The following is a 23,188-nucleotide window of genomic DNA, read 5'->3' as shown; positions in this document are numbered from 1 at the left end:
GCTGCGGAATCCTGGAGGCATGCACACCGACACCGAGCGCTGTCTGCGCGCCGTGCAGTCCAAGGATGCCCGCTTCGACGGCTGGTTCTACACCGCCGTCGTCACCACTCGCATCTACTGCCGCCCCAGCTGCCCCGTGGTGCCGCCCAAGCCGCAGAACATGCGGTTCTACCCCAGCGCCGCCGCCGCTCAGCAGGCCGGATTCCGCGCCTGCAAGCGCTGCCGGCCCGACGCCAGCCCCGGATCGCCGCAGTGGGACGCGCGGGCCGACCTCACCGCCCGCGCGATGCGGCTGATCGCCGACGGCGTCGTGGACCGCGACGGCGTCCCCGGACTCGCCGGGGCGCTCGGGTACAGCACCCGGCAGGTCGAACGCCAGCTGCTGGCCGAACTGGGTGCCGGGCCGCTCGCCCTGGCCCGCGCCCAACGCGCCCAGACCGCACGGCTGTTGATCGAGACGACCGCCCTGCCGATGGCCGAGGTCGCCTTCGCTGCCGGGTTCGCCAGCATCCGCACGTTCAACGAAACGGTGCGGGAGGTCTTCGCGCTGGCACCGGGCGAGCTGCGGCAGCGGGCCCGCCCAGGCCCGCGCGCCGCCCTGCCCGGCACCCTCACCCTGCGCCTCCCGTTCCGCCGCCCGCTGTGCCCCGACAACCTCTTCGGGCACCTCGCCGCCACCGCGGTCCCCGGCGTCGAGGAGTGGCGCGACGGCGCCTACCGCCGCACCCTGCGCCTCCCCTACGGACACGCCATCGTCGCGCTGTCACCCCGCCCCGAGCACATCGAGTGCCGGGTCGCGCTGACGGACCTGCGGGACCTCGCGGGCGCCATCGCGCGGTGCCGCCGGATGCTCGACCTCGACGCCGACCCGGAGGCGGTGGACGCCCAGCTCCGCACCGACCCGCTGCTGGCCCCGCTGGTCGGCAAGGCGCCGGGCCGCCGCGTCCCGCGCACCGCCGACGCCGACGAGTTCGCCGTCCGCGCGGTACTCGGCCAGCAGGTCTCCACCGCCGCCGCCAGAACCCACGCCGGCCGTCTGGTCACCGCGCACGGCGAGCCGGTCGACGACCCGGAAGGCGGCCTCACCCACCTCTTCCCCGACCCGCGGACACTGGCCGGACTCGACCCCGGGACGCTGGCGATGCCCAGGACCCGGCGCGCCACCCTCACCGGCCTGATCGCCGCGCTCGCGTCCGGCACGCTCCGACTGGGTGTCGGCGACGACCGGGAGGAGGCCCGCGCCCGCCTCGCCGCGCTGTCCGGCATCGGCCCCTGGACCGTCGAATGCATCGCCATGCGGGCACTCGGCGATCCCGACGCCTTCACCCCCACCGACCTCGGCCTGCGCCGCGCCGCCACCCGGCTCGGCCTGCCCGGCACCCCGGCGGCCCTCATCCGGCACTCCGCCGCCTGGCGCCCCTGGCGCGCCTACGCCGTCCAGTACCTCTGGGCGACCGACGACCACCCCATCAACCTCCTCCCCACGAACTGAGCCCCGAGCCATGACCTCGCACACATCCGCAGCCCCGGCCACCGGCCGCACGCACACCGTCATCGACGGCACCCCGGTGGGCCCGCTCACCCTCGTCGCCACGGACGGCGCCCTGTCCGGCCTGTACATGACCGACCACCGTCACCGTCCGCCGCTGGACACCTTCGGCGACCTCGCAGGCCAGGACAGCGCGCCGTTCGCCGTGGTCATCGAGCAGCTGCACGCCTATTTCCGCGGCGAGTTGACCGTCTTCGACGTGCCGCTCGCCCTGAGCGGCACCCCCTTCCAGCGCCGTGTCTGGGCGGCGCTGTGCACCATCCCGTACGGGCGGACCCTGAGTTACGGGCGGCTCGCCGAGCAGTTGGGCGTGCCGTCCGCCGCCCGTGCCGTCGGTCTCGCCAACGGCCGCAACCCGGTCAGCATCATCGTGCCCTGCCACCGCGTCGTCGGCGCCGACGGCAGCCTGACGGGCTACGGCGGCGGCCTCGACCGCAAGCGCAGGCTGCTCGCCTTCGAGAGCGCCGACGCGGCACTCTTCCCGGCGTCCGAAGCCGGCTGAGGCGGCGGGGGAGGGAGGTCAGGCCGGTCCGGGCCGCTGGTAGTCGGTGGCGTCGCGGGTCGCGTGCAGCGCGGCGAAGCGGTCGCTGCCGGACTGCCTCGATCTGGTGGCGGTAGACCGAGGTGACGAGACCCGCCCGGGTCGGGAAGTGGCGGTAGATCGTGGCCATCCCGACACCGGCCCTGGCCGCGATCTACCGGATCGGCGCGTCGACGCCGGAGGTGACGAACACCTCGGCGGCGGTGAGCACCGTCTGCCGGTTGCGCTGGGCGACGAGGACGACTCCCGGCACTTCACGGACCGGGGCCCGGACTGGCACGCAGACCCCTACACCATCGGCCCCGGCCCCAAGTCCCTGCTCACCCTGTTCGGCGCGGGGCACGGGCTCGGCGGAATCTCCGGATACGACGCCGCCGAGACCACGGACGAGAGCCCCGAGCGGGTCGCCGCCGTCGGGCGGCTCACCGCGGCCTGCCTCCGCACCCGGCTCCACCCCGGCGACAACAGCTGGCGGACCGCACGCGAGGCGCTGACGACCGGCCCCGACCCGGTCGGACGGGTCGAATCCAAGTAGGCCGTCCGCAAAACCTCCTCCACCGGGTGGTCGTCACGGACCGCACGGCCTGCGGCCACGCGGTGGGGGTGGGCAGGTGGGCAGATGAGCCGCGGCCTACCCGCCGACCACAGCGCGCACGTCCGCGACGAGCCGCCCCGCCAGCTTCAGCGAGTTCCCCAACTCCGCTCCGGTGCGGCCGAGTTGACCCAGCAGGGCGGCGGCGTCCGCACCGAAACCCGGCGGCGTCTCCGGCAGGGCGGCGGCTGCCGCGAGCGCGCCCTTCTCGTTGAGGCACCAGACGCGGTGGTGCGCGTGCAGCGCCTGGACGAGGTCACCGACGGACCGGGACAGGCACAGCGACGCGTGCAGCACATCACCGGTGGACTGCGACTTCCCCGCCATCGCCGCCGAGAACCCCGCGTCCCAGACGGCCCGGCCGGTCAGCGCGGCCCGCAGCGCCTCCGGATAGTGGCGGGCCTCGTCCTTGAGACGGCCCAACTCCCCTGCGGGGTCGGCGAGTACCTGCCCCAGCGCCACCTCGCCCGGGTAGGCGGGGGACCAGAAGCCGAGCGGATGACCGGTCTGGGCGCCGATCTCGAAACGCCCCTCCCGGCACTCCTCCCACACCCGCCGCACCCGGTCGACGTCCCGCAGGATCCAGTCCACATGGCTGCCGTCCGGCAGCACCAGCCAGGCACCGCCGTTGACCCACTCGCCCCAGGCACCCGGCGCGAACACCTCGACCGGGCCGCCGGTGACCTCGGCCGCCAGCCGCTCCAGCTCGCGCAGGTCAGGTGTGCCGCGGTAGTACACCCCCAGATCCCAGTCGGAGTCCGGCCGGTGCGTGCCGCGCGCCCGGCTCCCGCCGAGCATCACCCCGGTCACTCCCGGCACCCGGGCGATCCGTGCGGCGATCTCTTCCATGTCCTGTGCTCCGTGGCGGTAGTTGGGGGCAGGGCGAACGGGTGTGTCCGCGGTCACGGGCCTTCGGGCGCCAACTCCCGCTCGCCGACGGTCTGGTCGCCGCTCAGCTCGCCGGTGGGCCGGAAGCCGAGCCGCAGGTAGAACCGCTCGGGGCCGTGCTCGCCCACGCCCCAGGTGACCGTGGCACGCGACCCGCCGCGCCGCCTGATCTCCGCGCACACCGACTCCACGGCGAACCGGCCGTAGCCGCGCCCCTGCCGGTCGGCCGCGATGTTCAGCCGCCACAGGCCGCTGCGCAGCCGGTCCCGCGGATCGTCGGGGTCGAAGCGCACGTCGAAGAAGGCCATCACGAAGCCCACGAGCTGCGAACCGTCGAAGATCAGCCGCGGCCAGGCGATGCCGGGCTGCACATACGCCTCGGCGAGCGACCTGGCGACCGGCTCGACGAACTCCTGCTGCTCGGGCCTGACCGTCAGCCGGCACGCGGCCTCCACGGTGCCAGGCGTGATCTCTTCCAGGTGGAGCGACGGCGGCATGGCGGCACCCTACAGGCGGAGTTCAGGGAACTCGACGGAATAAAACGGCGGCCTGACACGCACACCGGCCGCCCGCCGCATCCTCAACCCGCCCTGCCGCCACTCCCGTTGGGCGGCAGCCCGTCCTCCAGCTCGGCCGGGCCGGCGCCCCGTGCGAGCGCGTCCAGCGCGGCCCGCAGCCGCAGCGCCATCCGGCCATCGACGAGCCGCTCGGCCTCGTCCCACGCCACCAGACGCCAGGACAGCAGCTCGTCCTCCTGCAACCGGACCGCGCCGAGCTGCGCCGCGTCCAGCACCCCGCCGTCGAAGAGATACGACACCAGCGGGGGCCGACGCTCGCTGCGCACCCAGTCGACGGCGAGCAGCGCGCCGGGCGCGATGTCCAGGCCGATCTCCTCCGCGGTCTCACGGCGGGCGGCCTGCCGGGGCGACTCGCCGCGGTCCGACTCGACGGTGCCGCCGGGAATCAGCCAGGTGTCGCGGTAGTGGGGCTCCACGAGCAGAATCCGTCCGCTCCCGTCGCGGAAGACGGTGCCGGCCGCGGCGAGCACCCGGGGCAGACCCGCGATGTACGTGGCGTAGTCCATGGTCGTCATTGCGGGAGTGTAGAGGCGCACCGCCCCGCCCCGCCCGGCCCGCGCCCGCTCCCTGGCGCTCTGTTCGCCCGGCCCCTCGCCGGATAGGGTCGCAGCGGCGCGACTGCCAGTTCGAAAGCAAGGGGAAACACGGTGGCGGACGCAGCAAGGACACGGTCGGCACGGGTGCTGATCGCCGCGGACAAATTCAAGGGTTCGCTCACGGCCGTCGAGGTCGCCGAGCACGTCACGGCCGGTCTGCACCGCGTCGTCCCGGAGCTGGACGTCGTGGCCCTCCCGGTCGCGGACGGCGGTGACGGCACGGTCGCCGCGGCGCTGGCCGCCGGATTCACCCGCCACGAGGCCCGCGTCAGCGGCCCCACCGGCACGCCCGTGACCGCGACCTTCGCCCTGCGCGGCGACGGCACCGCGGTGGTCGAGATGGCGGAGGCGTCGGGACTCCAGCACCTCCCGGACGGCGTCTTCGCGCCGCTGACGGCCAGTACGTACGGCACCGGCGAGCTGCTGCTGGCCGCGCTGGACGCGGGGGCGACCTCGATCGTCTTCGGCGTCGGCGGCAGCGCCACGACCGACGGGGGCGCCGGGATGCTCGCGGCGCTCGGCGCCCGCTTCCTCGACGCGGACGGCGCACCGGTGGCACCGGGCGGCGGCCCGCTGCGCGACCTCGCCACGGCCGACCTGTCGGGCCTCGACCCCCGGCTCGCGGACACCGCCATCGTGCTGGCCAGCGATGTCGACAACCCGCTGACAGGCCCGAAGGGCGCCCCGGCGGTCTACGGCCCGCAGAAGGGCGCGACCGAGGCGGACGTGGCCGCGCTGGACGCGGCGCTCGCGCACTACGCCGAGGTGCTGGAGCGGTCCGTCGGCGCGCGGGCCGCCGCACACGCGTCGGCGCCCGGCGCCGGCGCGGCAGGCGGCATCGGCTACGGCGCGCTGGTCGGCCTGGACGCCGCGTTCCGGCCCGGCATCGACGTGATGCTGGACGTCCTGGGCTTCGCGCCCGCGCTGGCGAAGGCCACCTTCGTCATCACAGGCGAGGGCTCCCTCGACGGGCAGACGCTGCACGGCAAGGCGCCCGCCGGTGTCGCAGCCGCCGCCCGCGCGGCGGGCATCGACGTGGTCGCGGTCTGTGGCCGGCTCCAGCTCACCCCGGAGGCGCTCGGCGCGGCCGGCATCCGGCGGGCGTACGCGCTGACGGACCTGGAGAGCGACCCGGCGCGCTGTATGGCCGAGGCGGGCCCGCTGCTGGAGCGGGCGGCCGAGCGGCTGGCCCGCGACTTCCTGGTCTGAGCCGGATCCGGGCGGCCGGCACCCCGCGGGCCGCCCGGATCCGGAATGCCGAGAGCCCCGGGTGCATCGTGCACCAGGGGCTCTCGGCGGGTCGTACGGGGTGTTACGGAAGCTGGGCGGCGCGGGCCTCGCGGCGGTTGTCGCGGAAGGTGTTGACCCTCCGGGCCGTCGCGAACAGCGGGATCATCGCGCCGAGCACCACCTGGAGGGCGCAGCCGGTCTGCAGCAGCAGCTGGCCTCCGGGGGCGTCCAGCGCCCAGGCGGCGAGCATGCCCATGCTGAGCACGATCCAGCTGAGCATCGCCACGGCCAGCCGGCCGCGCGGCTTGGGGTACTCGACCCGGCTCACCATCAGCCAGGCGACGCCGATGATCGCCAGCAGCGTCGGCAGGAACGGCAGCTCGAGCAGCACGATCGCGACGACGGTCAGCGCGCCGAAGGGTCCTGGCATGCCCTGGAACATGCCGTCGCGCATCGGCACGCACGAGAATCGCGCGAGCCGCAGCACCACGGCCAGCAGCACCACGACCGCGGCCACCACCGACACCCGCTGGTTCGCGTCCTGGGCGACCATGCCCCAGGTGACGACGAAGTAGGCGGGGGCCAGGCCGAAGCTGATCAGGTCGGAGAGGTTGTCCAGCTCGGCGCCCATCGCGGAGGCCCGCAGCTTGCGCGCGACGAGTCCGTCGAAGAGGTCGAAGACCGAGGCGAGCAGCATCAGGATCACGGCCATCGCCGCGCTGTGCCGGGCCATCCCGCCGTCGTCCATGCCCGTCAGATGCGGGATGAGGACGCCGGTGGTGGTGAAGTACACGGCCATGAAGCCGCAGATGGCGTTACCGAGCGTGAGGGTGTCCGCTATCGACAGCCGCGTGGACAGCGGCATGTCGTCGACGTCCTCCTCGGTCTCGGGCGCCCAGCTCGCCTGGGTCTCGGGATCAATCACGGTCAAGACGAGTCACCCCCGCGGTGGTGGCCTGGCCGACCTCGACCGCTGCCTCGACGCCCTCCGGAAGGTAGACGTCGACGCGCGAGCCGAAGCGGATCAGACCGATACGTTCGCCCTGCTCGACCTTGGTGCCCTCGGGCACGTAGGGAACGATGCGGCGGGCCACCGCACCTGCGATCTGGATCACCTCGACGTCACCGATCTCGGTGTCGAAGTGCCAGACGACCCGCTCGTTGTTCTCGCTCTCCTTGTTGAACGCCGGGACGAAGCCGCCGGGGATGTGCTCCACGGACGTCACGGTGCCGGCCAGCGGCGCGCGGTTGACGTGGACGTTCAACGGGCTCATGAAGATCGCGACGCGGGTGCGCCCGTCCTTCCACGGCATGATGCTCTGCACCACACCGTCGGCCGGAGAGATGACGCGGCCCTGGGTGATGTCGCGCTCGGGGTCGCGGAAGAACCACAGCATGCCCGCCGCGAGTGCGGTGGTGGGCACGGCGACGGCAGCCCAGCGTCCCGAGCGACGGGAACGGGCCAGGCTGACCGCTGCCGTTGCCACGGTCGGGAGGAGCCACGGCGACGCTCCGCGCGCGAGGCGGACGCGACCGCGTGGTGCAGAGGATTGGCTGTGGGGCATGGATGACCTTCGTAGCGGAGGATGCCGCGTATGGATACGGGGGACGGCGGCTTTCCGGGGATGCTATCGGTTGCGAGCGGCAACTGGCCAAGAGCCAGAGCCAATCCATGGCCGAAGAACGATGACGCGGTGTGATCTTCGTCTAGATGAAATCGGCCTAAAGGGGATATTCACCCCTGGATTCGGTACTCCTCAAGTAGCCGCCGGCCGATGATCATTTTCTGGATCTCGGCGGTACCTTCACCGATCAGCAGCATCGGGGCCTCGCGGTAGAGGCGCTCGATCTCGTACTCCTTGGAGAAGCCGTAGCCGCCGTGGATGCGGAACGCGTCCTCGACCACCTCCTTGCAGTATTCGGAGGCCAGGTACTTCGCCATGCCCGCCTCCAGGTCGTTTCGCTGACCCGAATCCTTTTTGCGAGCGGCGTTCACCATCATTGCATGGGCCGCTTCGACCTTTGTTGCCATTTCGGCCAATTTGAACTGGATGGCCTGGTGCTGCGCGATGGGCTTCCCGAAGGTGTGGCGCTGCTGCGCGTAGTCCACTCCCAGTTCGAACGCGCGCTGGGCGACGCCGCAGCCGCGTGCGGCGACGTTGACCCGGCCCACCTCGACGCCGTCCATCATGTGATAGAAGCCACGTCCGCTCTCGCCGCCGAGCACCCGGTCGGCCGGGATGCGCAGGCCGTCCATGATCAGCTCGGTGGTGTCCACCCCCTTGTAGCCCATCTTGTCGATCTTGCCGGGGATGGTGAGTCCTGGCCTGACCTCGCCGAAGCCGGCTTCCTTCTCCACCAGGAAGGTCGTCATCGACTTGTGCGGCGCGGTGCCGTCGGGGTGGCCCTCGTCGGTCCGGCACAACACCGCGACCAGCGTGGACGAGCCGCCGTTGGTGAGCCACATCTTCTGGCCGTTGAGGACATAGGTGTCGCCGTCCCGCACGCCCTTGGAGGAGATGGCCGACACGTCCGAGCCCAGTGCGGGCTCCGACATCGAGAAGGCGCCGCGGATCTCACCGGCCGCCATCTTCGGCAGGAAATAGTCCTTTTGTTCCTGCGTGCCGTGCTGCTTGAGCATGTACGCCACGATGAAGTGGGTGTTGATGATGCCCGACACGCTCATCCAGCCGCGGGCGATCTCCTCGACCGTCAGCGCGTAGGTGAGAAGGGACTCGCCGAGACCGCCGTACTCCTCGGGAATCATCAGTCCGAAGACGCCGAGTTCTTTCAGTCCCTCGACGATCTGCGTGGGGTATTCGTCCTTGTGTTCCAGCTCGGTGGCGACCGGGATGATCTCCTTGTCGACGAATCCGCGGACGGTGGAGAGGATTTCCCGCTGGATGTCGGTCAGGCCGTCGGTCTGCGCAAGACGGGGCATGGGCTACTTCTCCTTCTTGGCCGCAGGGGCCTTCAGCTCGGGGCGGCCCGGCTGCTCGCCGCCGCGCTCCTGGATGTACGTCGCGGTGGGCACCATGACCTTGCGCCGGAAGACGCAGACGAGGGTGCCGTCCTGGTTGTAGCCCTTGGTCTCGACGTACACGACGCCGCGGTCCGTCTTGGACCGGGACGGCGTCTTGTCGAGCACCGTCGTCTCGCCGTAGAGCGTGTCGCCGTGGAAGGTCGGCGCCACGTGCTTGAGGGATTCCACCTCCAGATTGGCGATGGCCTTTCCTGAGACGTCCGGGACCGACATGCCGAGCAGCAGCGAGTAGATGTAATTGCCGACGACGACGTTCTTTCCGAAGTCGGTGGTCCGCTCCGCGTAGTTGCTGTCCATGTGCAGCGGGTGATGATTCATCGTGAGCAGGCAGAAGAGGTGGTCGTCGTATTCGGTGACGGTCTTTCCCGGCCAGTGCTTGTACACGTCGCCGACGGTGAACTCTTCGTAGGTACGGCCGAACTGCATGGTGCTCACGCCTCCGGGGCTTCGAACGTGGACGTACGGGTCAGGCCGGCTGCCCTTCCCTTGCCTGCGACGACCAGCGCCATCTTGCGGCTGGCCTCGTCGATCATCTCGTCGCCGAGCATCGCCGAGCCCTTCTTGCCGCCGGCTTCCGACGTGCACCACTCGTAGGCGTCGAGGATCAGCTCGGCGTGGTCGTAGTCGTCCTGCGACGGTGAGAAGACCTCGTTGGCGGCCTCCACCTGGCCGGGGTGCAGCACCCACTTGCCGTCGAAGCCGAGGGCCGCGGCCCGCCCGGCGACCTCGCGGTAGCCGTCGACGTTCTTGATCTGGAGGTAGGGGCCGTCGATCGCCTGGAGGCCGTGGGTACGGGCCGCCATCAGGATGCGCATCAGGATGTAGTGGTAGGCGTCCGCGCCGTAGCCGGGCGGCTGCTCGCCGACCACCAGGGTCTTCATGTTGATCGACGCCATGAAGTCGGCCGGGCCGAAGATGAGGGTCTCCAGGCGGGGCGATGCGCCGGCGATGGCGTCGATGTTCACCAGGCCCTTGGCGTTCTCGATCTGCGCCTCGATGCCGATCCGGCCCACGTCGAGGCCCATGGTCTTCTCGATCTGCGTCAGCAGCAGGTCGAGCGCGATGACCTGGTGGGCGTCCTGGACCTTCGGCAGCATGAGGCAGTCGAGGTGGTGGCCCGCGCCCTCGACAACCGTGACGACGTCGCGGTAGGTCCACTGCGTGGTCCAGTCGTTGACCCGGACGACGCGGGTCTTGCCCGTCCAGTCGCCCTTGTTGAGCGCGTCCACGATGGTGTGCCTTGCGCCCTCCTTGGCGAGCGGGGCGCAGGCGTCCTCCAGGTCGAGGAAGACCTGGTCCGCCGGCAGACCCTGGGCCTTCTCCAGGAAGCGCGGGTTGCTGCCGGGGACCGCGAGACAGGAGCGGCGCGGTCGCAGCCGGCGAGTAGCTTCAGGAGCGCGGCGACTTCCCCCCGGGGCGGTGGCGGGAGACGGGCGGGCAGTCATGCGGTGACCTCCAGGGGGTCGAGCTTGTTCGCCGTGCGGATCTCGTCGACGATCCGGCCGATGATTTCCGTGATGCCGAAGTCCTTCGGGGTGAACACGGCGGCGACCCCGGCTTCCCGGAGCGCGGCTGCGTCGGCGGAGGGGATGATGCCGCCGACGATGACGGGCAGGTCGTCGACGCCGGTGCGGCGCAGCCGGTCCAGCACGTCGGGGACGAGTTCGGCGTGCGAACCGGACAGGATCGACAGGCCCACGCAGTGCACGTCCTCGGCGACGGCGGCCGAGACGATCTGCTCGGGGGTGAGCCTGATGCCCTGGTAGACCACCTCGAACCCGGCGTCCCTGGCCCGTACGGCGATCTGCTCGGCGCCGTTGCTGTGACCGTCGAGTCCTGGCTTGCCGACCAGCAGCCGCAGTTTGCCGCTGCCGAGGTCGGCGGCGGTCTTGGCGACTTTGTCGCGGACCCGGGCGAGCGGGGTGCCGGCCTCGGCGGTGACGGCGAGCGGCGCGCCGGAGACCCCCGTCGGCGCCCGGAACTCGCCGAACACGTCGCGCAGCGCCCAGGCCCACTCGCCGGTCGTCACGCCGGCGCGGGCGCACTCCAGAGTGGCGGCGAAGAGGTTGCCGTCACCCGCAGCGGTCTTCTTCAGGGCGGACAGCGACTCCTGGGCGCGGGTCTCGTCGCGGTTGTCGCGCCACTCGTGCAACGCCCGCACCACGCGCGCCTCGTTGGCCGGGTCGACCGTCATGATCGCGGTGTCGAGGTCGGCGGTCAGCGGGTTCGGCTCGGTGCCCTCGAAGCAGTTGACGCCGACGATCTTCTCATCGCCCGCCTCGATCCTGGCCCGCCGCTCGGCGTGCGAGGACACCAGCTGCGACTTGAGGTAGCCGGACTCGACGGCCGCCATCGCGCCGCCCATCTCCTGGATGCGGTCGATCTCGGCCAGGCACTCGTCGACCAGTGCGTCCACCTTGGCCTCGATGACGTGCGAGCCGGCGAAGATGTCCTCGTACTCCAGCAGGTCCGACTCGTGGGCCAGCACCTGCTGGATGCGCAGCGACCACTGCTGGTCCCAGGGCCGGGGCAGGCCCAGCGCCTCGTTCCAGGCGGGCAGTTGCACGGCACGCGCGCGGGCATCCTTGGAGAGCGTCACGGCCAGCATCTCCAGCACGATGCGCTGGACGTTGTTCTCCGGCTGTGCCTCGGTCAGGCCGAGCGAGTTGACCTGGACGCCGTAGCGGAAGCGGCGCTGCTTGGCGTTCTCGATGCCGTAGCGCTCGCGGGTGACCTGGTCCCAGATGCGGGAGAACGCCCGCATCTTGCACATCTCCTCGACGAACCTGACGCCCGCGTTCACGAAGAACGAGATGCGGGCCACCACGTCGCCCTTGCGGTCGTCGGGGACCTGTCCTGACGCGAAGACCGCGTCGAGCACGGCGATTGCGGTGGACATCGCGTACGAGATCTCCTGGACCGGAGTGGCCCCCGCCTCCTGGAGGTGGTAGCTGCAGATGTTGATCGGGTTCCACTTCGGGATGTGGTTGACCGTGTACGTGATCATGTCGGTGGTCAGCCGCAGCGAGGGCCCGGGAGGGAAGACGTGCGTCCCGCGCGAGAGGTACTCCTTGACGATGTCGTTCTGCGTCGTTCCCGACAGCTTGGTGATGTCGGCGCCCTGTTCCTCGGCCACCACCTGGTACATCGCCAGCAGCCACATGGCCGTCGCGTTGATGGTCATCGAGGTGTTCATCCGGTCCAGCGGGATGTCCTGGAACAGCCGCCGCATGTCACCGAGATGGGAGACCGGCACCCCGACCCGGCCGACCTCGCCGCGGGCGAGGATGTGGTCGGGGTCGTAGCCGGTCTGCGTCGGCAGGTCGAACGCGACCGACAGGCCGGTCTGGCCCTTGGCGAGGTTGCGCCGGTACAGCTCGTTGGACGCCTCGGCCGTGGAGTGCCCGGCGTATGTCCGCATCAGCCACGGACGATCCTTCTGACGCTCAGTCATATCTGACCCGTATCCTCGTGGTTCAGGTTTCCGGCGGGCTCAGACGTCCCGGAACCGGTTGATGGCGTCGAGGTGCCGCTCGCGCATCTCCTGGTCGCGCACGCCCATGCCCTCCTCGGGGGCCAGCGCCAGCACGCCGACCTTGCCCTGGTGGAGGTTGCGGTGCACGTCGTACGCCGCCTGCCCGGTCTCCTCCAGGGAGTACGTCTTCGACAGGGTCGGGTGGATCTTGCCCTTGGCGATCAGGCGGTTGGCCTCCCACGCCTCGCGGTAGTTGGCGAAGTGCGAGCCGACGATCCGCTTCAGCGACATCCACAGGTAGCGGTTGTCGTACTCGTGGTTGTAGCCGGAGGTCGAGGCGCAGGTGACGATGGTGCCGCCCTTGCGCGTGACGTACACGGAGGCGCCGAAGGTCTCGCGGCCCGGGTGCTCGAAGACGATGTCCACGTCCTCGCCGCCGGTCAGTTCGCGGATCCGCTTGCCGAAGCGCTTCCACTCGCGCGGGTCCTGGGTCTGCTCGTCCTTCCAGAACTTGTAGCCATCGGCGTTGCGGTCGATGATCGCCTGGGCGCCCATCTTCCGGCAGATCTCCGCCTTCTGGTCGCTGGAGACCACGCAGATCGGGTTGGCGCCGCCGGCCAGCGCGAACTGGGTGGCGTAGCTTCCGAGTCCGCCGCTCGCGCCCCAGATCAGCACGTTGTCGCCCTGCTTCATGCCGGCGCCGTTGCGGGAGACGAGCTGGCGGTAGGCGGTCGAGTTGACCAGTCCGGGCGCCGCCGCCTCCTCCCAGCTCAGGTGCTTCGGCTTGGGCATCAGCTGGTTGGACTTGACCAGGGCGATCTCGGCGAGGCCGCCGAAGTTGGTCTCGAAGCCCCAGATCCGCTGCTCGGGGTCGAGCATCGTGTCGTTGTGCCCGTCGGACGACTCCAGCTCGACGGAGAGGCAGTGCGCGACGACCTCGTCGCCAGGCCCCCAGGCGTTGACGCCGGGGCCGGTGCGCAGCACGACGCCGGCGAGGTCGGAGCCGATGACGTGGTACGGCAGGTCGTGCCGCTTGGTGAGCGGGGAGAGCTTGCCGTAGCGCTCCAGGAAGCCGAAGGTCGACATCGGCTCGAAGATCGACGTCCACACGGAGTTGTAGTTGACCGAGGAGGCCATGACGGCGACCAGCGCCTCGCCAGGCCCCAGTTCGGGCACCGCCACGTCGTCGATGTGCAGGGACTTGCGGGGGTCCTTGTCCTTGGTGGCGAGCCCGGCGAACATCTCGGCCTCGTCCTTGTGCACGGTGACCGCTCGGTAGGACTCGGGGAGCGGCAGGGCGGCGAAGTCGTCGCTGGTGCTGTCGGGCGCGAGGATCGCGTCCAGGATTTCGTTCATGGTGTGCCTCCGGCGAAGCTCGTCTTCGGGGAACGGCTTGAGGGAACGTCGGGGGTGGTGCGGGTCAGGGTGCCGTCGGTTCGGCCGGGGTGGCTCCGTCTCCGTTGCCGCTGCGGTGGTCGCAGTGGCGCGGGACGCGGGGCCTGGCAGCGCGGGTGAGCGCGGGAGGTGCCTGTGACGCAGGCGTCCGGGCGGGCAGCCGCACGGGGCTGCTGGGACAGCCGGCCCGCGAAAGGTGCCGCGCGCCGGTCGCCCGGACGACTTCACGCTATGACACCGCGTGCCAGGCGACAAGACACTGAGTGCCATGACTTTCTCTCAATTGAAAGAAAGTCGTCACATCTGAGCGATGATCGTTCAAAGGGGGGGCGTGGAGCGATGGATGATCGTTCACATCGCCCTGCCGGGGCGGGAGATGGGGCCGTCGGCGGGGCGGCGCGCACCGGAAAGACGGCGCCCCCGGGGCCGCGGTCGCGCGGCCTCCGGGGGCGTGGGTCGTCACGGGCGTCCTGGCACCCGTCGGTTCAGCGCTTCTTCAGCGCCCGCTCGATGGTGCGCATGATCTCGTCCAGCGGGGCGTCCGTACGGGCCACCGTCACCAGCACCTCGCCCTCGCGCGAGACGGTCGCGGGCGCCGCCTCCCCGGACGCCGCACGGCCCGCGCCGATCCCGGTGCCGAAGGTCTCCCTGACGATCTCGAAGGCGTGGTCCAGCTGGGTCTCGACGTCCCCCTGGGCACCGGCCCGCAGCCAGCGCCGCAGCACGTGGTTGTGCGCGGTGACCACCGCCGACGCGGCGACCTCGGCGAGCAGCGGATCGTCGTCGCCCTCGTGGTGCGCGCCCTCGTCGAAGTGGCCCAGGAGGTAGCGGGTGAACAGCCGCTCGTAACGGGCCACCGAGGCGATCTCGGCCTCCCGGAGCGTGGGCACCTCACGGGTGAGGTGGTACCGGGCCACGGACACGGCGGGTGACGCCGCGTACATCCGCATGACTTCCTTGATGCCGCGGCAGACCGTGTCGAGCGGGTTCTCGTGCGGCGGGGCGGCATCCAGGACGGCCTCGGCGCGGACCAGGGTGTCGTCGTGGTCGGGGAAGATCGCCTCTTCCTTGGAGCGGAAGTGGCGGAAGAACGTGCGCCGGGCGACGCCGGCGGTGGCCGCGATCTCGTCGACCGTGGTCGCTTCGTAGCCCTTGGTCGCGAACAACTCCATAGCCGCAGCCGAGAGTTCGCGGCGCATTTTGAGCCGCTGGGCGGCTGCGCGGCGGGTACCGGGAGTGGCGGATTCCGGTGCGTCGGATGACTGCGGGCGAGCGGGCTGGGACATGTGGGGACGGTACTGCATATTCATCCGGCCTGTGGCATTCGGTGCCGCCCGCGGCCCCATGGCCTGGGGCGGGCCGCCGGAAGGCTCCAGCAGCCCGCCCCATCCGCCCCACCGGTCAGCGCCGGGCGTACTCACGGAAGCCGCGGCCGGTCTTGCGGCCGAGGCAGCCCGCCGCGACGAGGTGCTCCAGCAGCGGCGCGGGGGCAAGACCCGGGTCGCGGAACTCGGCGTGCAGCACCTTCTCGATGGCCAGCGAGACGTCCAGGCCGACCACGTCGAGGAGTTCGAAGGGCCCCATCGGGTAGCCGCCGCCGAGCTTCATGGCGGCGTCGATGTCGTCCAGCGTCGCGTAGTGCTCCTGGACCATCTTGATCGCGTTGTTCAGGTACGGGAACAGCAGCGCGTTCACGATGAAACCGGCCCGGTCGCCGCAGTCCACCGGGTGCTTGCGGACCGCGGCGCAGACCTCCCGCACGGTGGCGTGCACGTCGTCGGCGGTCAGCACCGTCCGCACCACCTCCACCAGCTTCATGGCGGGCGCGGGGTTGAAGAAGTGCATCCCGATGACGTCCTGCGGCCGGGAGGTGGCGCGGGCACAGGCGACGACCGGCAGCGATGAGGTGGTGGTGGCCAGGACGGCGCCGGGCTTGCAGATCGTGTCCAGGGCGGCGAACAGCTCCTGCTTGACCGCCAGGTCCTCGGCCACCGCCTCGACGGCCAGATCGACGTCGGCGAACGCGTCCAGGGAACCGGCCGTGGTGATCGAGGCCAGCGCGGCGTCGCGTGCTTCGGCGGTCAGCCTGCCCTTGTCCACCGAGCGGCCCAGAGACTTCACGATCCGGGCCTTCGCCCGCTCCGCCTTCTCGGCGCTGCGGGCGGCCAGCACCACCTCGTAGCCCGCCTTCGCGAAGACCTCGGCGATGCCGCCCGCCATCGTCCCCGAACCGGCGACACCGACGCGGCGCACCGGACGGCCCGCGGCGCCCGCGCCCGTCCCGGCGGTGCTCTGCGGGTCTGAGACGACCGTGGCACTGCCCGGTGCCTCGTACGTGTAGAAGCCGCGGCCCGCCTTGCGGCCGGTCAGCCCGGCCTCGGCGAGCTGGCCGAGTACCGGCGCCGGGGCGTGCAGCCGGTCGTGGGACTGCGCGTACATCGCCTCCAGAACCGTGCGCGCGGTGTCCACGCCGATCAGGTCGAGCAGCGCCAGCGGCCCCATCGGCAGCCCGCAGCCGAGCCGCATCGCCGCGTCGATGTCCTCACGGGTGGCGTACTTGGCCTCGTACATCGCCGCGGCCTGGTTGAGGTAGCCGAAGAGCAGGCCGTCGGCGACGAAGCCGGGGCGGTCGCCGACCGCGATCGGGTCCTTGCCCAGGTCGCGGGCGAGCGCGGTGACCGCGGTGACGGCGGTCGGCGCGGTCAGCACCGACGACACCACCTCGACCAGTTTCATGGCGGGCGCCGGGTTGAAGAAGTGCACGCCGAGCACCCGCTCGGGGCGCAGCGAATCGGCCGCGAGCCGGGTCACCGACAGGGCGTTGGTGCCGGTCGCCAGGATCGTGTCGGGGCGCACGATGCCGTCCAGCGCCGTGAAGACCCGCCGCTTCAGCTCGTAGTCCTCGGGCACCACCTCGATGACGAGGTCGGCGTCCGCCGCCGCCTCAAGGCCGGAGAAGGTACGGAAACGGGCCAGGACGGCCTGCCGCTCCCGCTCGGTGATCCGCTCGCGCCGCACGGCGCGGGCGGTGGCGGCGCCGAGTGCTTCGACGGCGGCACGGGCCGCCGCGTCATCGGTGTCGATGCCGATGACCTCGCGCCCCGCGCGGGTGAGCACTTCGGCGATCTGGGTGCCCATGGTGCCGAGGCCGACGACGGCCACGGTGGCGAGGGACGGGGATGCGGCGTCGGAAGAGTGGTCTGAGGTGGACTGACGGTCCATCGCGAGACTCCAGAGGGTGTTCCCCTGCGACAGGGGAGAGGTGACGACTGGGGTGTGTCCGCGCGGCGGCGCACGGCGGCCGGTCCGCGGCGGGCGCCACGGGAGGCCGGAGCGCTGCGGGCAGCGCTGCGCGGGGAAGGAGAGGCGGCGGGCCCTGTCCCGGGGCCGTGCCGTGTTCTCCGTACAGGTGTCGTGCTGGGTGTACCGAACCGACTTCACGCTGTGGCGGCTGCGTCACCAGGCCGCCCGGAGCAGGGGTGCTGCTCGTTCCAGCAGGTTAACCGGTGGGTAACCGAAGGTCCAGGGGTAGTGCGGGGCATGAAGGTGTGGTGCGGGCCACATCACGCGAACCGGGGGGCAGGCGGGAGGGTATGCGTCATATGGAAGAGGAATTCCACGAGTTGACCGACCGGGTGCGGACCGAACTCCGCTCCCCGCAGGATCTGTTGGCGTACGAGCGGCTGCTCGGGCTGGCCCGCAAGGGAAGCCCGGCGGGACGCGAGGAACTGGCCGGCCTGCTGGTCGCCGTCGAACGCCCGCTGTGGACCCGCGAGATCGCCGCCTTCGTCCTCGGATGCGCCGGGGACAAGCGGGCCTTCGAGACGCTGGTGCTGCTGCTGAACTACCGCGATCCGGTGCGCTGCGCCACCGCCGCCTACGCCCTGGCCAGGCTCGGCGACCCGCGCACCGCCCGCGCCGCCGCCGCGCTCGCCACCAATCCGCTGCGCACCGCCTATGCGCTGCACCCCGTACGGCTGCTCGCCGAGCTGCGCGCCCCGCAATCGGTCCCGGCGCTGATCGCCACCCTGGAGCGGCTGCTGACCCCGTACAACCCGTACTGGCGGGTCGCGCTCGCCTGCGTCGAAGGGCTCGGCGCCCTGGGCGACCGCCGCGCGGTGCCCGCCCTGAGCGCCGCAGCGGCCCACCCCCGGCTGGCCGCGGCAGCCGCCGCCTCGCTCGCCCGGCTCGGGGTCCACGAGGGGGGCGGCTGACGGGGCGGCGGGTGGCTGCGGGAACCTACGGGTCCGCCCTACGGCGCCACCACCGGCCTGCGGTACCGCAGTTCGGGGACGCTCACGCCGCCCGCATCGGGCGCCTCCTCGGCGCCGTCCGGTGTGAATCCGGCCCGTTCGTAGAACCGGCGGGCACGCGCGTTGCCGCGCACCACCCACAGGCACAGCAGGCCGAAGCCGGCGGCCCGCGCCCGTTCCCCGGCCGCCGCCATCAGCGTGCGCCCGACACCCGTCCCGATCAGGGCGGGCACGACGTAGAGGGCCAGCAGCTCACCGGCGCCGGGCGCCCCGCCACCGGGTGCGGCCAGATCGGGATCGCGCGCGGGGCCGACGGCGGCCCAGCCGATGACCTGCCCGGCGCGCTCCGCGACCAGTTCGGACACCCCGGGCGGCCGGCGCCGGAAGCGCGCCCGGTGCCGCTCGGCGTCCTCCGCCGCGCTCATCGAGTCCAGGTACGTCTGCGGCATCAGACCGGCGTACGCCGCCCGCCACCCGCTCACCCGCAGGGCGGCGACCGCGTCGATATCGGCCTCGGTCAACTCGCGTACGCACTGCGGCGCCCGCTCCCGTACTGCGTTCATGTGCGGCAGGCTAGAGGGCGGGCGGAGATACGGCACGTGGAATTGTTGACGGGGCGGGGCGGGGCGGCTGCCGGACGCGCCCCACGTGCCCACCGCGCTCACCGTACGGACCGGACAGGGCGCAGGCCGGGGAAGGTGTGTCCTGCCGGCGCCGGTTGCCTTACAGAGAAGAAGGTGGATACATGGCGGCGTCGTTGAAGCGGTCGGTTCCCGACGTCTGGCTGCTGGTGCGCAGCCGTCCGGCCGTGCCGTTGGCATCGACACGTGTGCTGGCCGACGCGCTCACGGCGGCGTACGGCTCCCGCTTCGCCGTCCGGCACACGGACGAGCTGCTCATCGGCGTCCAGGACGGGCGGCTGATCCTGCGCACACCGGCCGGCGAGGACCTGCCAGCCCCGAAGGTCGTCTGCGTACGGCAGGTACCCGGATCGACGCGCCACGACCATGAAGTGACCCTCCTGCGCCACCTGGAACGCATGGGGAGCGCACTCATCAACTCGCAGGAATCGCATGTCACTTGCCGGAACAAGTTCTGGCAGCTGCAAGAACTGGCCGTGGCCGGCTTACCGGTCCCCGCGTCGCTCTCCTACGCCACCACGCCGTTGGACCGCGTCGTCCGCACCCCCGGTCTCGACGTGCCCTGCGTGGTCAAGTCCGTCAACGGTTTCGGGGGCGCGGACGTGTTCCTCGCGCCGGACCTCCCCACGCTGCGGGGGACGGCTGACGGTGCCGCCCACGGCGTGCCCCTGATCTTCCAGCAGTACGTGGCCTCCTCCCACGGGCGCGACCTGCGCGTCGTCATCGTGGACGGTGAACCCGTCGCCGCCGCGGTACGCACTTCTCGCGACGGCGCCCTCGCCTCGAACGTCACCAGAGGCGGCTCCGCCGGTCTCTGCGCCGGCCGCTACCCGGAGGCCGAAGCCCTCGCGGTCCTGGCCGCGCGGGCGCTGGGCCTCACCATCGCAGGCGTCGACCTCCTCTTCACCGCCACCGGCGCCCACACCATCTGCGAGGTCAACGCGGTCCCGGGCTGGCGCCCGCAGATGACGGCGGTCATTCCCGCCATCATCGACTGCATCGACCGCCGGCTGCACGACGGCCCGGACGACGGGGCCTGAGGGGCTGTCCGAGCTTCGGGAACCACACCGGACACATCCGAGACGGCTCGCCGGCCGGGGCCCCTTGTGACGAGCCCCGGCGGCGTGCTGGCGGGCGCGGCGAACCGGTCCGGAACTTCCAGGTGATCGTGTGTCGATCACCTGCCGAAGGAAACGGCCCGGTCCTAGACGGAAGAGCCCTGCGCCCCGGGCCACTGAGTGGCCGGGGTGTTGCCGGTGGTCCCGTGAGACACGGAAAAGCCCTGGGCCCCGGGCCACTGGGTGGCGAGGGTCTTGCCGGTTGCCCCGTGAGACTCGGCCGCCGTCTGCCAGGTCAGGCCGAGCACCGACAACGAAAGTACTGCTGAAACAGCAACAGCGGTCAGCTTCTTCTTACCGTTGTTCATATGTTCCCCTCAGCGCCTCAACCAGCCGACAGAAGCGGCCAGAAGCCGACTCTCCGCTGGCCAGGCGGTCGGTTATGTGATGAATCGTCAGATTAACATGGCATGTACATGCCCTTTGTGATCTGTGCCACCACCTGCCGGAGGGGGAGCCCTAATCCGCCGGCAGCTCGAAGGAGATCGACGGGCTCTTCGAGCCGTCGTAGAGGTTCACCTTGCCGCCCGCTCCCGGGATGTCCAGGACGACATCGCCCGTGACGCTCTGGCCCGGCCGGTACGTCGCGTCGAGGTCGTGGCCGGTGCCGGACTTCTGCCGGGTGGAGACGTCCTGCTCGGCTGTCTGGCCGTCCGACCACTTCAGCAGGCCCTGCGGATGGAAACCGCCGTCCTTGCCCCCGACGTTCTTCACGCTGAGGGTGAGGACGACGTACTGGCCCTTGGGCTGCTTCGTGGCGTGGATCTCCGACGGTGTCACGGCCCGCAGGTCCTTGAACGTGACGGACATCTTCTTCTCCGCCCCCGTCGCGCTGTCGACGGCCGTGTACGTGCCGGATTCGCCGACGGTGACATCGGGCGTCTTCGCGGACTTGTCCGCGGGCTTGTCCGAGGCCGACGGGGCGGCGTCAGCGGTGTCGTCCGATGACGAACAACCCGTTGCGAGCACGGCAGTTACCAGCGCGCCTGCGGCGAGTGCGGCGACGCGAGCGGATGGGCGCATGGGCGTTCCCGAGGTTCATGGCGGGCTCACCTGCCCACGAGTGAGCGACAGGTTACGGCATGCCGGAGGCGGGTCTTCCGCGCGGGCCCGCGACCGCAAGCCGGGCGTCACGCCCCCAATTTGGGCGCGCAGCCCAGTGGTGGTTGGCTTGGCGTCGCATCGCAGGACCGGCGCCGAATACTGGAGGAAGACACACATGGGTCAGGTCGAGGCCACCACGCAGCGCGAGATCGCGGCGGACCCGGAGGACGTGTTCGACGCGCTCGCCGACTACAGCGGCACGCGCCGACAGCTGCTGCCCGGACAGTTCAGCGAGTTCGAGGTCCGCGAGGGCGGCGACGGCAAGGGCACGCTCGTCCACTGGAAGCTCCAGGCCACCAGCAAGCGGGTGCGGGACTGCCTGCTGGAGGTCGACGAGCCGACCGACGGCCAGCTCGTCGAGAAGGACCGCAACTCCTCCATGGTCACGACCTGGGTGGTCACCCCGGCGGGCGAGAAGCGTGCCCAGGTCGCCGTCACCACGGTCTGGCAGGGCGCCGGCGGCATCGGCGGCTTCTTCGAGCGGACCTTCGCGCCCAAGGGCCTTGGCCGGATCTATGACGCGATTCTCGCCAACCTCGCCGCCCACATGGAGAAGTGACCGCCGGCGACAGAGGAAATGCAGTGCAGCACGGAGCCCCGCTCCGGCCGGTGGATCCGGCCGGGGCGGGGCTCCGTTGCGGGCTGTCGGCCGGGTGTCAGGCCAGGACCGCGAGCGCGGCGTCGTAGTTCGGCTCCTCCGAGATCTCGCCGACCAGCTGCGAGTGGAGCACCTTGTCGTTCTCGTCGAGCACGATCACGGCACGCGCGGTCAGGCCGGCCAGCGGGCCGTCCGCGATGGCCACGCCGTACGTCTCGTGGAACTCGCGCCCCCGCAGCGTGGACAGGGTCTTGACCTGCTCCAGACCCTCGGCACCGCAGAACCGGCCCTGGGCGAACGGCAGGTCGGCGGAAATGCACAGCACCACGGTGTTGTCCAGCTCACCGGCCCTCGCGTTGAACGCGCGGACGGAATTCGCGCAGGTCGGGGTGTCGACGCTCGGGAAGATGTTCAAGACCTTGCGCAGACCGGCGAAGTCCTTCAGCGACTTGTCCGCCAGCCCCTCGCCGACCAGGCTGAACGCCGGCGCCTCGGCACCGGCCCCGGGCAGCTGCCCGTCGACCTGAACCGGGTTTCCCTTCAACGTGACCTGAGCCATCAAGAGCCTCCTACCAGCGATGTTCATCGTCAGAGCAACGCCGTCGATCCTACTGCGGAAGCGGCGGCCGGGGACTCCGGACCCTCACCGGTACCGCCCGCAGCGCCCCGGCGTGTCCGCCCGGTCAGCGGCGCCGCGGGGAGGCGGCCTCGTCCGTCTTCAGGACGAAGTCGAACGTGGCCTCCTTCCCCGGGCCCGCCTGGCGCACGTTCATCAGCAGGTCGGGATCGAAGAGCGGGTCGGTCTCGTTGCGCGGCTCGCCGGGGAAGTACAGCTGGGTGGTGAGGATCGGGTTGCCCGGCGCCTGGACCTTCACGTGCAGGTGCCGGGTGCGTCCCGGGTACAGGCCGGGCACGATCGTGGTGAGGGTGAAGGCGCCGCGCCCGTCGGTGAACTGGTGGCCGCGGAAGCCGAAGCCCTCGTTGTCGTACGCGCCGCTGTCGTCCGCCTGCCACCAGTCGAGGAGCACGTCGGGCAGCGGCCGGCAGGTCAGCCCGAAGACGAAGCCGCTCACCGTGAGCGGCGTCCCCACGGTGCCGGGCTCGACGAGCGAGGACCGCAGCGGCGAGTCCGGCTTGAAGTACGGGCCCTCGATCTGCGGCGGCGTCGGGTCGTCGCCGTCGTCGCAGTACGGCGTGGGGGTGAGCGGGCGGCCGGCGGGCCGGTTGTCGCGGGCCAGCGCGACCCCGCCGAGCAGCATCGGCAGCGGCACGGCCGCGACGGCGGCCCTGAGCACGTTCTTGCGGCTGATCAGGCTCTGGGGGCGGTCCGCCCCGGCGTCCTGACTGCGGCGGCTTTCGTCGTCCATCACACGCTCCTGTGGGGCGAGGGGAGGGAGGGCAGGGCCGGCCCATGGGGGCAGGACACCGGGGACACCGGATGTCCGGCCGTCCCTGCCGATGACGCTTGCTGACGAGGTCACACGCTAGGGCGGCGCCGCGGGCCGGGCCATGGACTTCCCTCGGGGGTCATGGTGAATTCCGCGGCGGCCGTTCCGGGGGCTGTGCCAAGTGCCCGTACGGCAGTGC

At 71.3% G+C, this 23,188-nt stretch carries 23 protein-coding genes and 2 pseudogenes; 7 read left to right on the top strand and 18 right to left on the bottom strand.

All coding sequences use genetic code 11. The annotated features are described in order from the left end of the window. Positions 1–19 precede the first annotated feature (19 nt). Positions 20–1,492: an AlkA N-terminal domain-containing protein gene (locus tag ACGFNI_RS08905; RefSeq protein WP_393681944.1), complete on the top strand. Its 1,473-nt coding sequence runs from the start codon at positions 20–22 to the stop codon at positions 1,490–1,492. A gap of 10 nt (positions 1,493–1,502) precedes the next feature. Further along, entirely contained in the window at positions 1,503–2,051 is a 549-nt protein-coding gene (locus ACGFNI_RS08900; protein WP_393681942.1) for a methylated-DNA--[protein]-cysteine S-methyltransferase, read from the top strand. 94 nt (positions 2,052–2,145) lie between these two features. Here the strand turns inward: ACGFNI_RS08900 and ACGFNI_RS08895 are convergent. After that, positions 2,146–2,370, bottom strand: a pseudogene (locus ACGFNI_RS08895) (TetR/AcrR family transcriptional regulator); the annotation flags it as partial. Between ACGFNI_RS08895 and ACGFNI_RS08890 the strand changes: the two are divergent. Then, positions 2,311–2,625 (top strand): annotated as a pseudogene (locus ACGFNI_RS08890) (chlorophyllase); the annotation flags it as partial. The pseudogenes ACGFNI_RS08895 and ACGFNI_RS08890 sit on opposite strands and share 60 nt — an antisense overlap. A 96-nt stretch (positions 2,626–2,721) precedes the next feature. Here the strand turns inward: ACGFNI_RS08890 and ACGFNI_RS08885 are convergent. The 3 genes from ACGFNI_RS08885 to ACGFNI_RS08875 form a co-directional block, all read right to left on the bottom strand. Then, positions 2,722–3,531 carry a nucleotidyltransferase domain-containing protein gene (locus tag ACGFNI_RS08885; RefSeq protein ID WP_393681940.1) on the bottom strand — a complete coding sequence of 270 codons (810 nt, stop codon included), beginning with the start codon at positions 3,529–3,531 and terminating at the stop codon, positions 2,722–2,724. 53 nt (positions 3,532–3,584) lie between these two features. Continuing rightward, complete coding sequence (locus ACGFNI_RS08880) at positions 3,585–4,067, bottom strand: GNAT family N-acetyltransferase (RefSeq protein WP_393681938.1); 483 nt, start codon at positions 4,065–4,067, stop codon at positions 3,585–3,587. Positions 4,068–4,150: 83 nt separating this feature from the next. After that, positions 4,151–4,663, bottom strand: coding sequence for an NUDIX domain-containing protein (locus ACGFNI_RS08875; RefSeq protein WP_393681937.1), 513 nt, complete (start codon positions 4,661–4,663; stop codon positions 4,151–4,153). 165 nt (positions 4,664–4,828) lie between these two features. Between ACGFNI_RS08875 and ACGFNI_RS08870 the strand changes: the two genes are divergently transcribed. Next, the gene (locus tag ACGFNI_RS08870; RefSeq protein ID WP_393682197.1) at positions 4,829–5,953 is read left to right on the top strand and encodes a glycerate kinase; all 1,125 of its coding nucleotides are present in this window, start codon (positions 4,829–4,831) and stop codon (positions 5,951–5,953) included. 103 nt (positions 5,954–6,056) lie between these two features. On the opposite strand, the gene pssA is transcribed toward ACGFNI_RS08870, so the two are convergent. From pssA to ACGFNI_RS08825, 9 genes are all read right to left on the bottom strand, one after another. Then, the gene (gene pssA / locus ACGFNI_RS08865; RefSeq protein ID WP_393681935.1) at positions 6,057–6,905 is read right to left on the bottom strand and encodes a CDP-diacylglycerol--serine O-phosphatidyltransferase; all 849 of its coding nucleotides are present in this window, start codon (positions 6,903–6,905) and stop codon (positions 6,057–6,059) included. Then, the gene (locus tag ACGFNI_RS08860; protein WP_393681933.1) at positions 6,892–7,539 is read right to left on the bottom strand and encodes a phosphatidylserine decarboxylase; all 648 of its coding nucleotides are present in this window, start codon (positions 7,537–7,539) and stop codon (positions 6,892–6,894) included. Before ACGFNI_RS08860 ends, pssA begins: the two co-directional genes overlap by 14 nt. Positions 7,540–7,709: 170 nt before the next feature. Beyond that, on the bottom strand, positions 7,710–8,915 hold the full coding sequence (locus ACGFNI_RS08855) for an acyl-CoA dehydrogenase family protein (protein ID WP_393681931.1): 1,206 nt from the start codon (positions 8,913–8,915) through the stop codon (positions 7,710–7,712). A 3-nt stretch (positions 8,916–8,918) separates the two neighbouring features. Beyond that, the gene (locus ACGFNI_RS08850) at positions 8,919–9,443 is read right to left on the bottom strand and encodes a MaoC family dehydratase (protein ID WP_393682195.1); all 525 of its coding nucleotides are present in this window, start codon (positions 9,441–9,443) and stop codon (positions 8,919–8,921) included. A 5-nt stretch (positions 9,444–9,448) separates the two neighbouring features. Next, the gene (locus ACGFNI_RS08845) at positions 9,449–10,462 is read right to left on the bottom strand and encodes an HpcH/HpaI aldolase/citrate lyase family protein (protein WP_393681929.1); all 1,014 of its coding nucleotides are present in this window, start codon (positions 10,460–10,462) and stop codon (positions 9,449–9,451) included. Further along, entirely contained in the window at positions 10,459–12,471 is a 2,013-nt protein-coding gene (locus ACGFNI_RS08840; protein ID WP_393681927.1) for a protein meaA, read from the bottom strand. The genes ACGFNI_RS08845 and ACGFNI_RS08840 overlap by 4 nt, the downstream gene beginning before the upstream one ends. Before the next feature lie 39 nt (positions 12,472–12,510). Next, positions 12,511–13,848 carry a crotonyl-CoA carboxylase/reductase gene (gene ccrA, locus ACGFNI_RS08835; protein ID WP_393681925.1) on the bottom strand — a complete coding sequence of 446 codons (1,338 nt, stop codon included), beginning with the start codon at positions 13,846–13,848 and terminating at the stop codon, positions 12,511–12,513. A 524-nt stretch (positions 13,849–14,372) separates the two neighbouring features. Continuing rightward, on the bottom strand, positions 14,373–15,173 hold the full coding sequence (locus ACGFNI_RS08830; protein ID WP_393681923.1) for a TetR family transcriptional regulator: 801 nt from the start codon (positions 15,171–15,173) through the stop codon (positions 14,373–14,375). 115 nt (positions 15,174–15,288) lie between these two features. Beyond that, positions 15,289–17,109 (bottom strand): 3-hydroxyacyl-CoA dehydrogenase family protein, encoded by a 1,821-nt coding sequence (locus ACGFNI_RS08825; RefSeq protein ID WP_393681922.1) that lies wholly within the window; start codon positions 17,107–17,109, stop codon positions 15,289–15,291. A 380-nt stretch (positions 17,110–17,489) separates the two neighbouring features. Between ACGFNI_RS08825 and ACGFNI_RS08820 the strand changes: the two genes are divergently transcribed. Further along, positions 17,490–18,101 (top strand): HEAT repeat domain-containing protein, encoded by a 612-nt coding sequence (locus ACGFNI_RS08820; protein ID WP_227047577.1) that lies wholly within the window; start codon positions 17,490–17,492, stop codon positions 18,099–18,101. 38 nt (positions 18,102–18,139) lie between these two features. On the opposite strand, the gene ACGFNI_RS08815 is transcribed toward ACGFNI_RS08820, so the two are convergent. Continuing rightward, positions 18,140–18,703, bottom strand: coding sequence for a GNAT family N-acetyltransferase (locus tag ACGFNI_RS08815; RefSeq protein WP_393681921.1), 564 nt, complete (start codon positions 18,701–18,703; stop codon positions 18,140–18,142). A 182-nt stretch (positions 18,704–18,885) separates the two neighbouring features. On the opposite strand from ACGFNI_RS08815, the gene ACGFNI_RS08810 reads away from it, so the two are divergent. Beyond that, positions 18,886–19,821, top strand: coding sequence for a RimK family alpha-L-glutamate ligase (locus ACGFNI_RS08810; protein WP_393681919.1), 936 nt, complete (start codon positions 18,886–18,888; stop codon positions 19,819–19,821). Between the two features lie 164 nt (positions 19,822–19,985). Here the strand turns inward: ACGFNI_RS08810 and ACGFNI_RS08805 are convergent, their stop codons facing one another. Both ACGFNI_RS08805 and ACGFNI_RS08800 read right to left on the bottom strand, forming a co-directional pair. Beyond that, a complete protein-coding gene (locus ACGFNI_RS08805) occupies positions 19,986–20,207 on the bottom strand; it encodes a hypothetical protein (RefSeq protein ID WP_393681918.1) in 222 nt (73 codons plus the stop codon). A 151-nt stretch (positions 20,208–20,358) separates the two neighbouring features. Further along, the gene (locus tag ACGFNI_RS08800) at positions 20,359–20,922 is read right to left on the bottom strand and encodes a DUF4352 domain-containing protein (RefSeq protein WP_393681916.1); all 564 of its coding nucleotides are present in this window, start codon (positions 20,920–20,922) and stop codon (positions 20,359–20,361) included. A gap of 196 nt (positions 20,923–21,118) precedes the next feature. Between ACGFNI_RS08800 and ACGFNI_RS08795 the strand changes: the two genes are divergently transcribed. Further along, positions 21,119–21,562: an SRPBCC family protein gene (locus ACGFNI_RS08795; protein WP_393681914.1), complete on the top strand. Its 444-nt coding sequence runs from the start codon at positions 21,119–21,121 to the stop codon at positions 21,560–21,562. A 97-nt stretch (positions 21,563–21,659) separates the two neighbouring features. On the opposite strand, the gene tpx is transcribed toward ACGFNI_RS08795, so the two are convergent. Next, positions 21,660–22,160, bottom strand: a complete 501-nt coding sequence (gene tpx, locus ACGFNI_RS08790; protein ID WP_393681912.1) for a thiol peroxidase — start codon at positions 22,158–22,160, stop codon at positions 21,660–21,662. Between the two features lie 124 nt (positions 22,161–22,284). Beyond that, positions 22,285–22,968 carry a dioxygenase gene (locus ACGFNI_RS08785; protein ID WP_393681911.1) on the bottom strand — a complete coding sequence of 228 codons (684 nt, stop codon included), beginning with the start codon at positions 22,966–22,968 and terminating at the stop codon, positions 22,285–22,287. Positions 22,969–23,188 lie beyond the last annotated feature (220 nt).

It is taken from the genome of Streptomyces sp. NPDC048644, from assembly GCF_043199105.1.
Lineage (GTDB): Bacteria > Actinomycetota > Actinomycetes > Streptomycetales > Streptomycetaceae > Streptomyces.
This window is presented reverse-complemented; position numbering and strand designations above follow the sequence as displayed.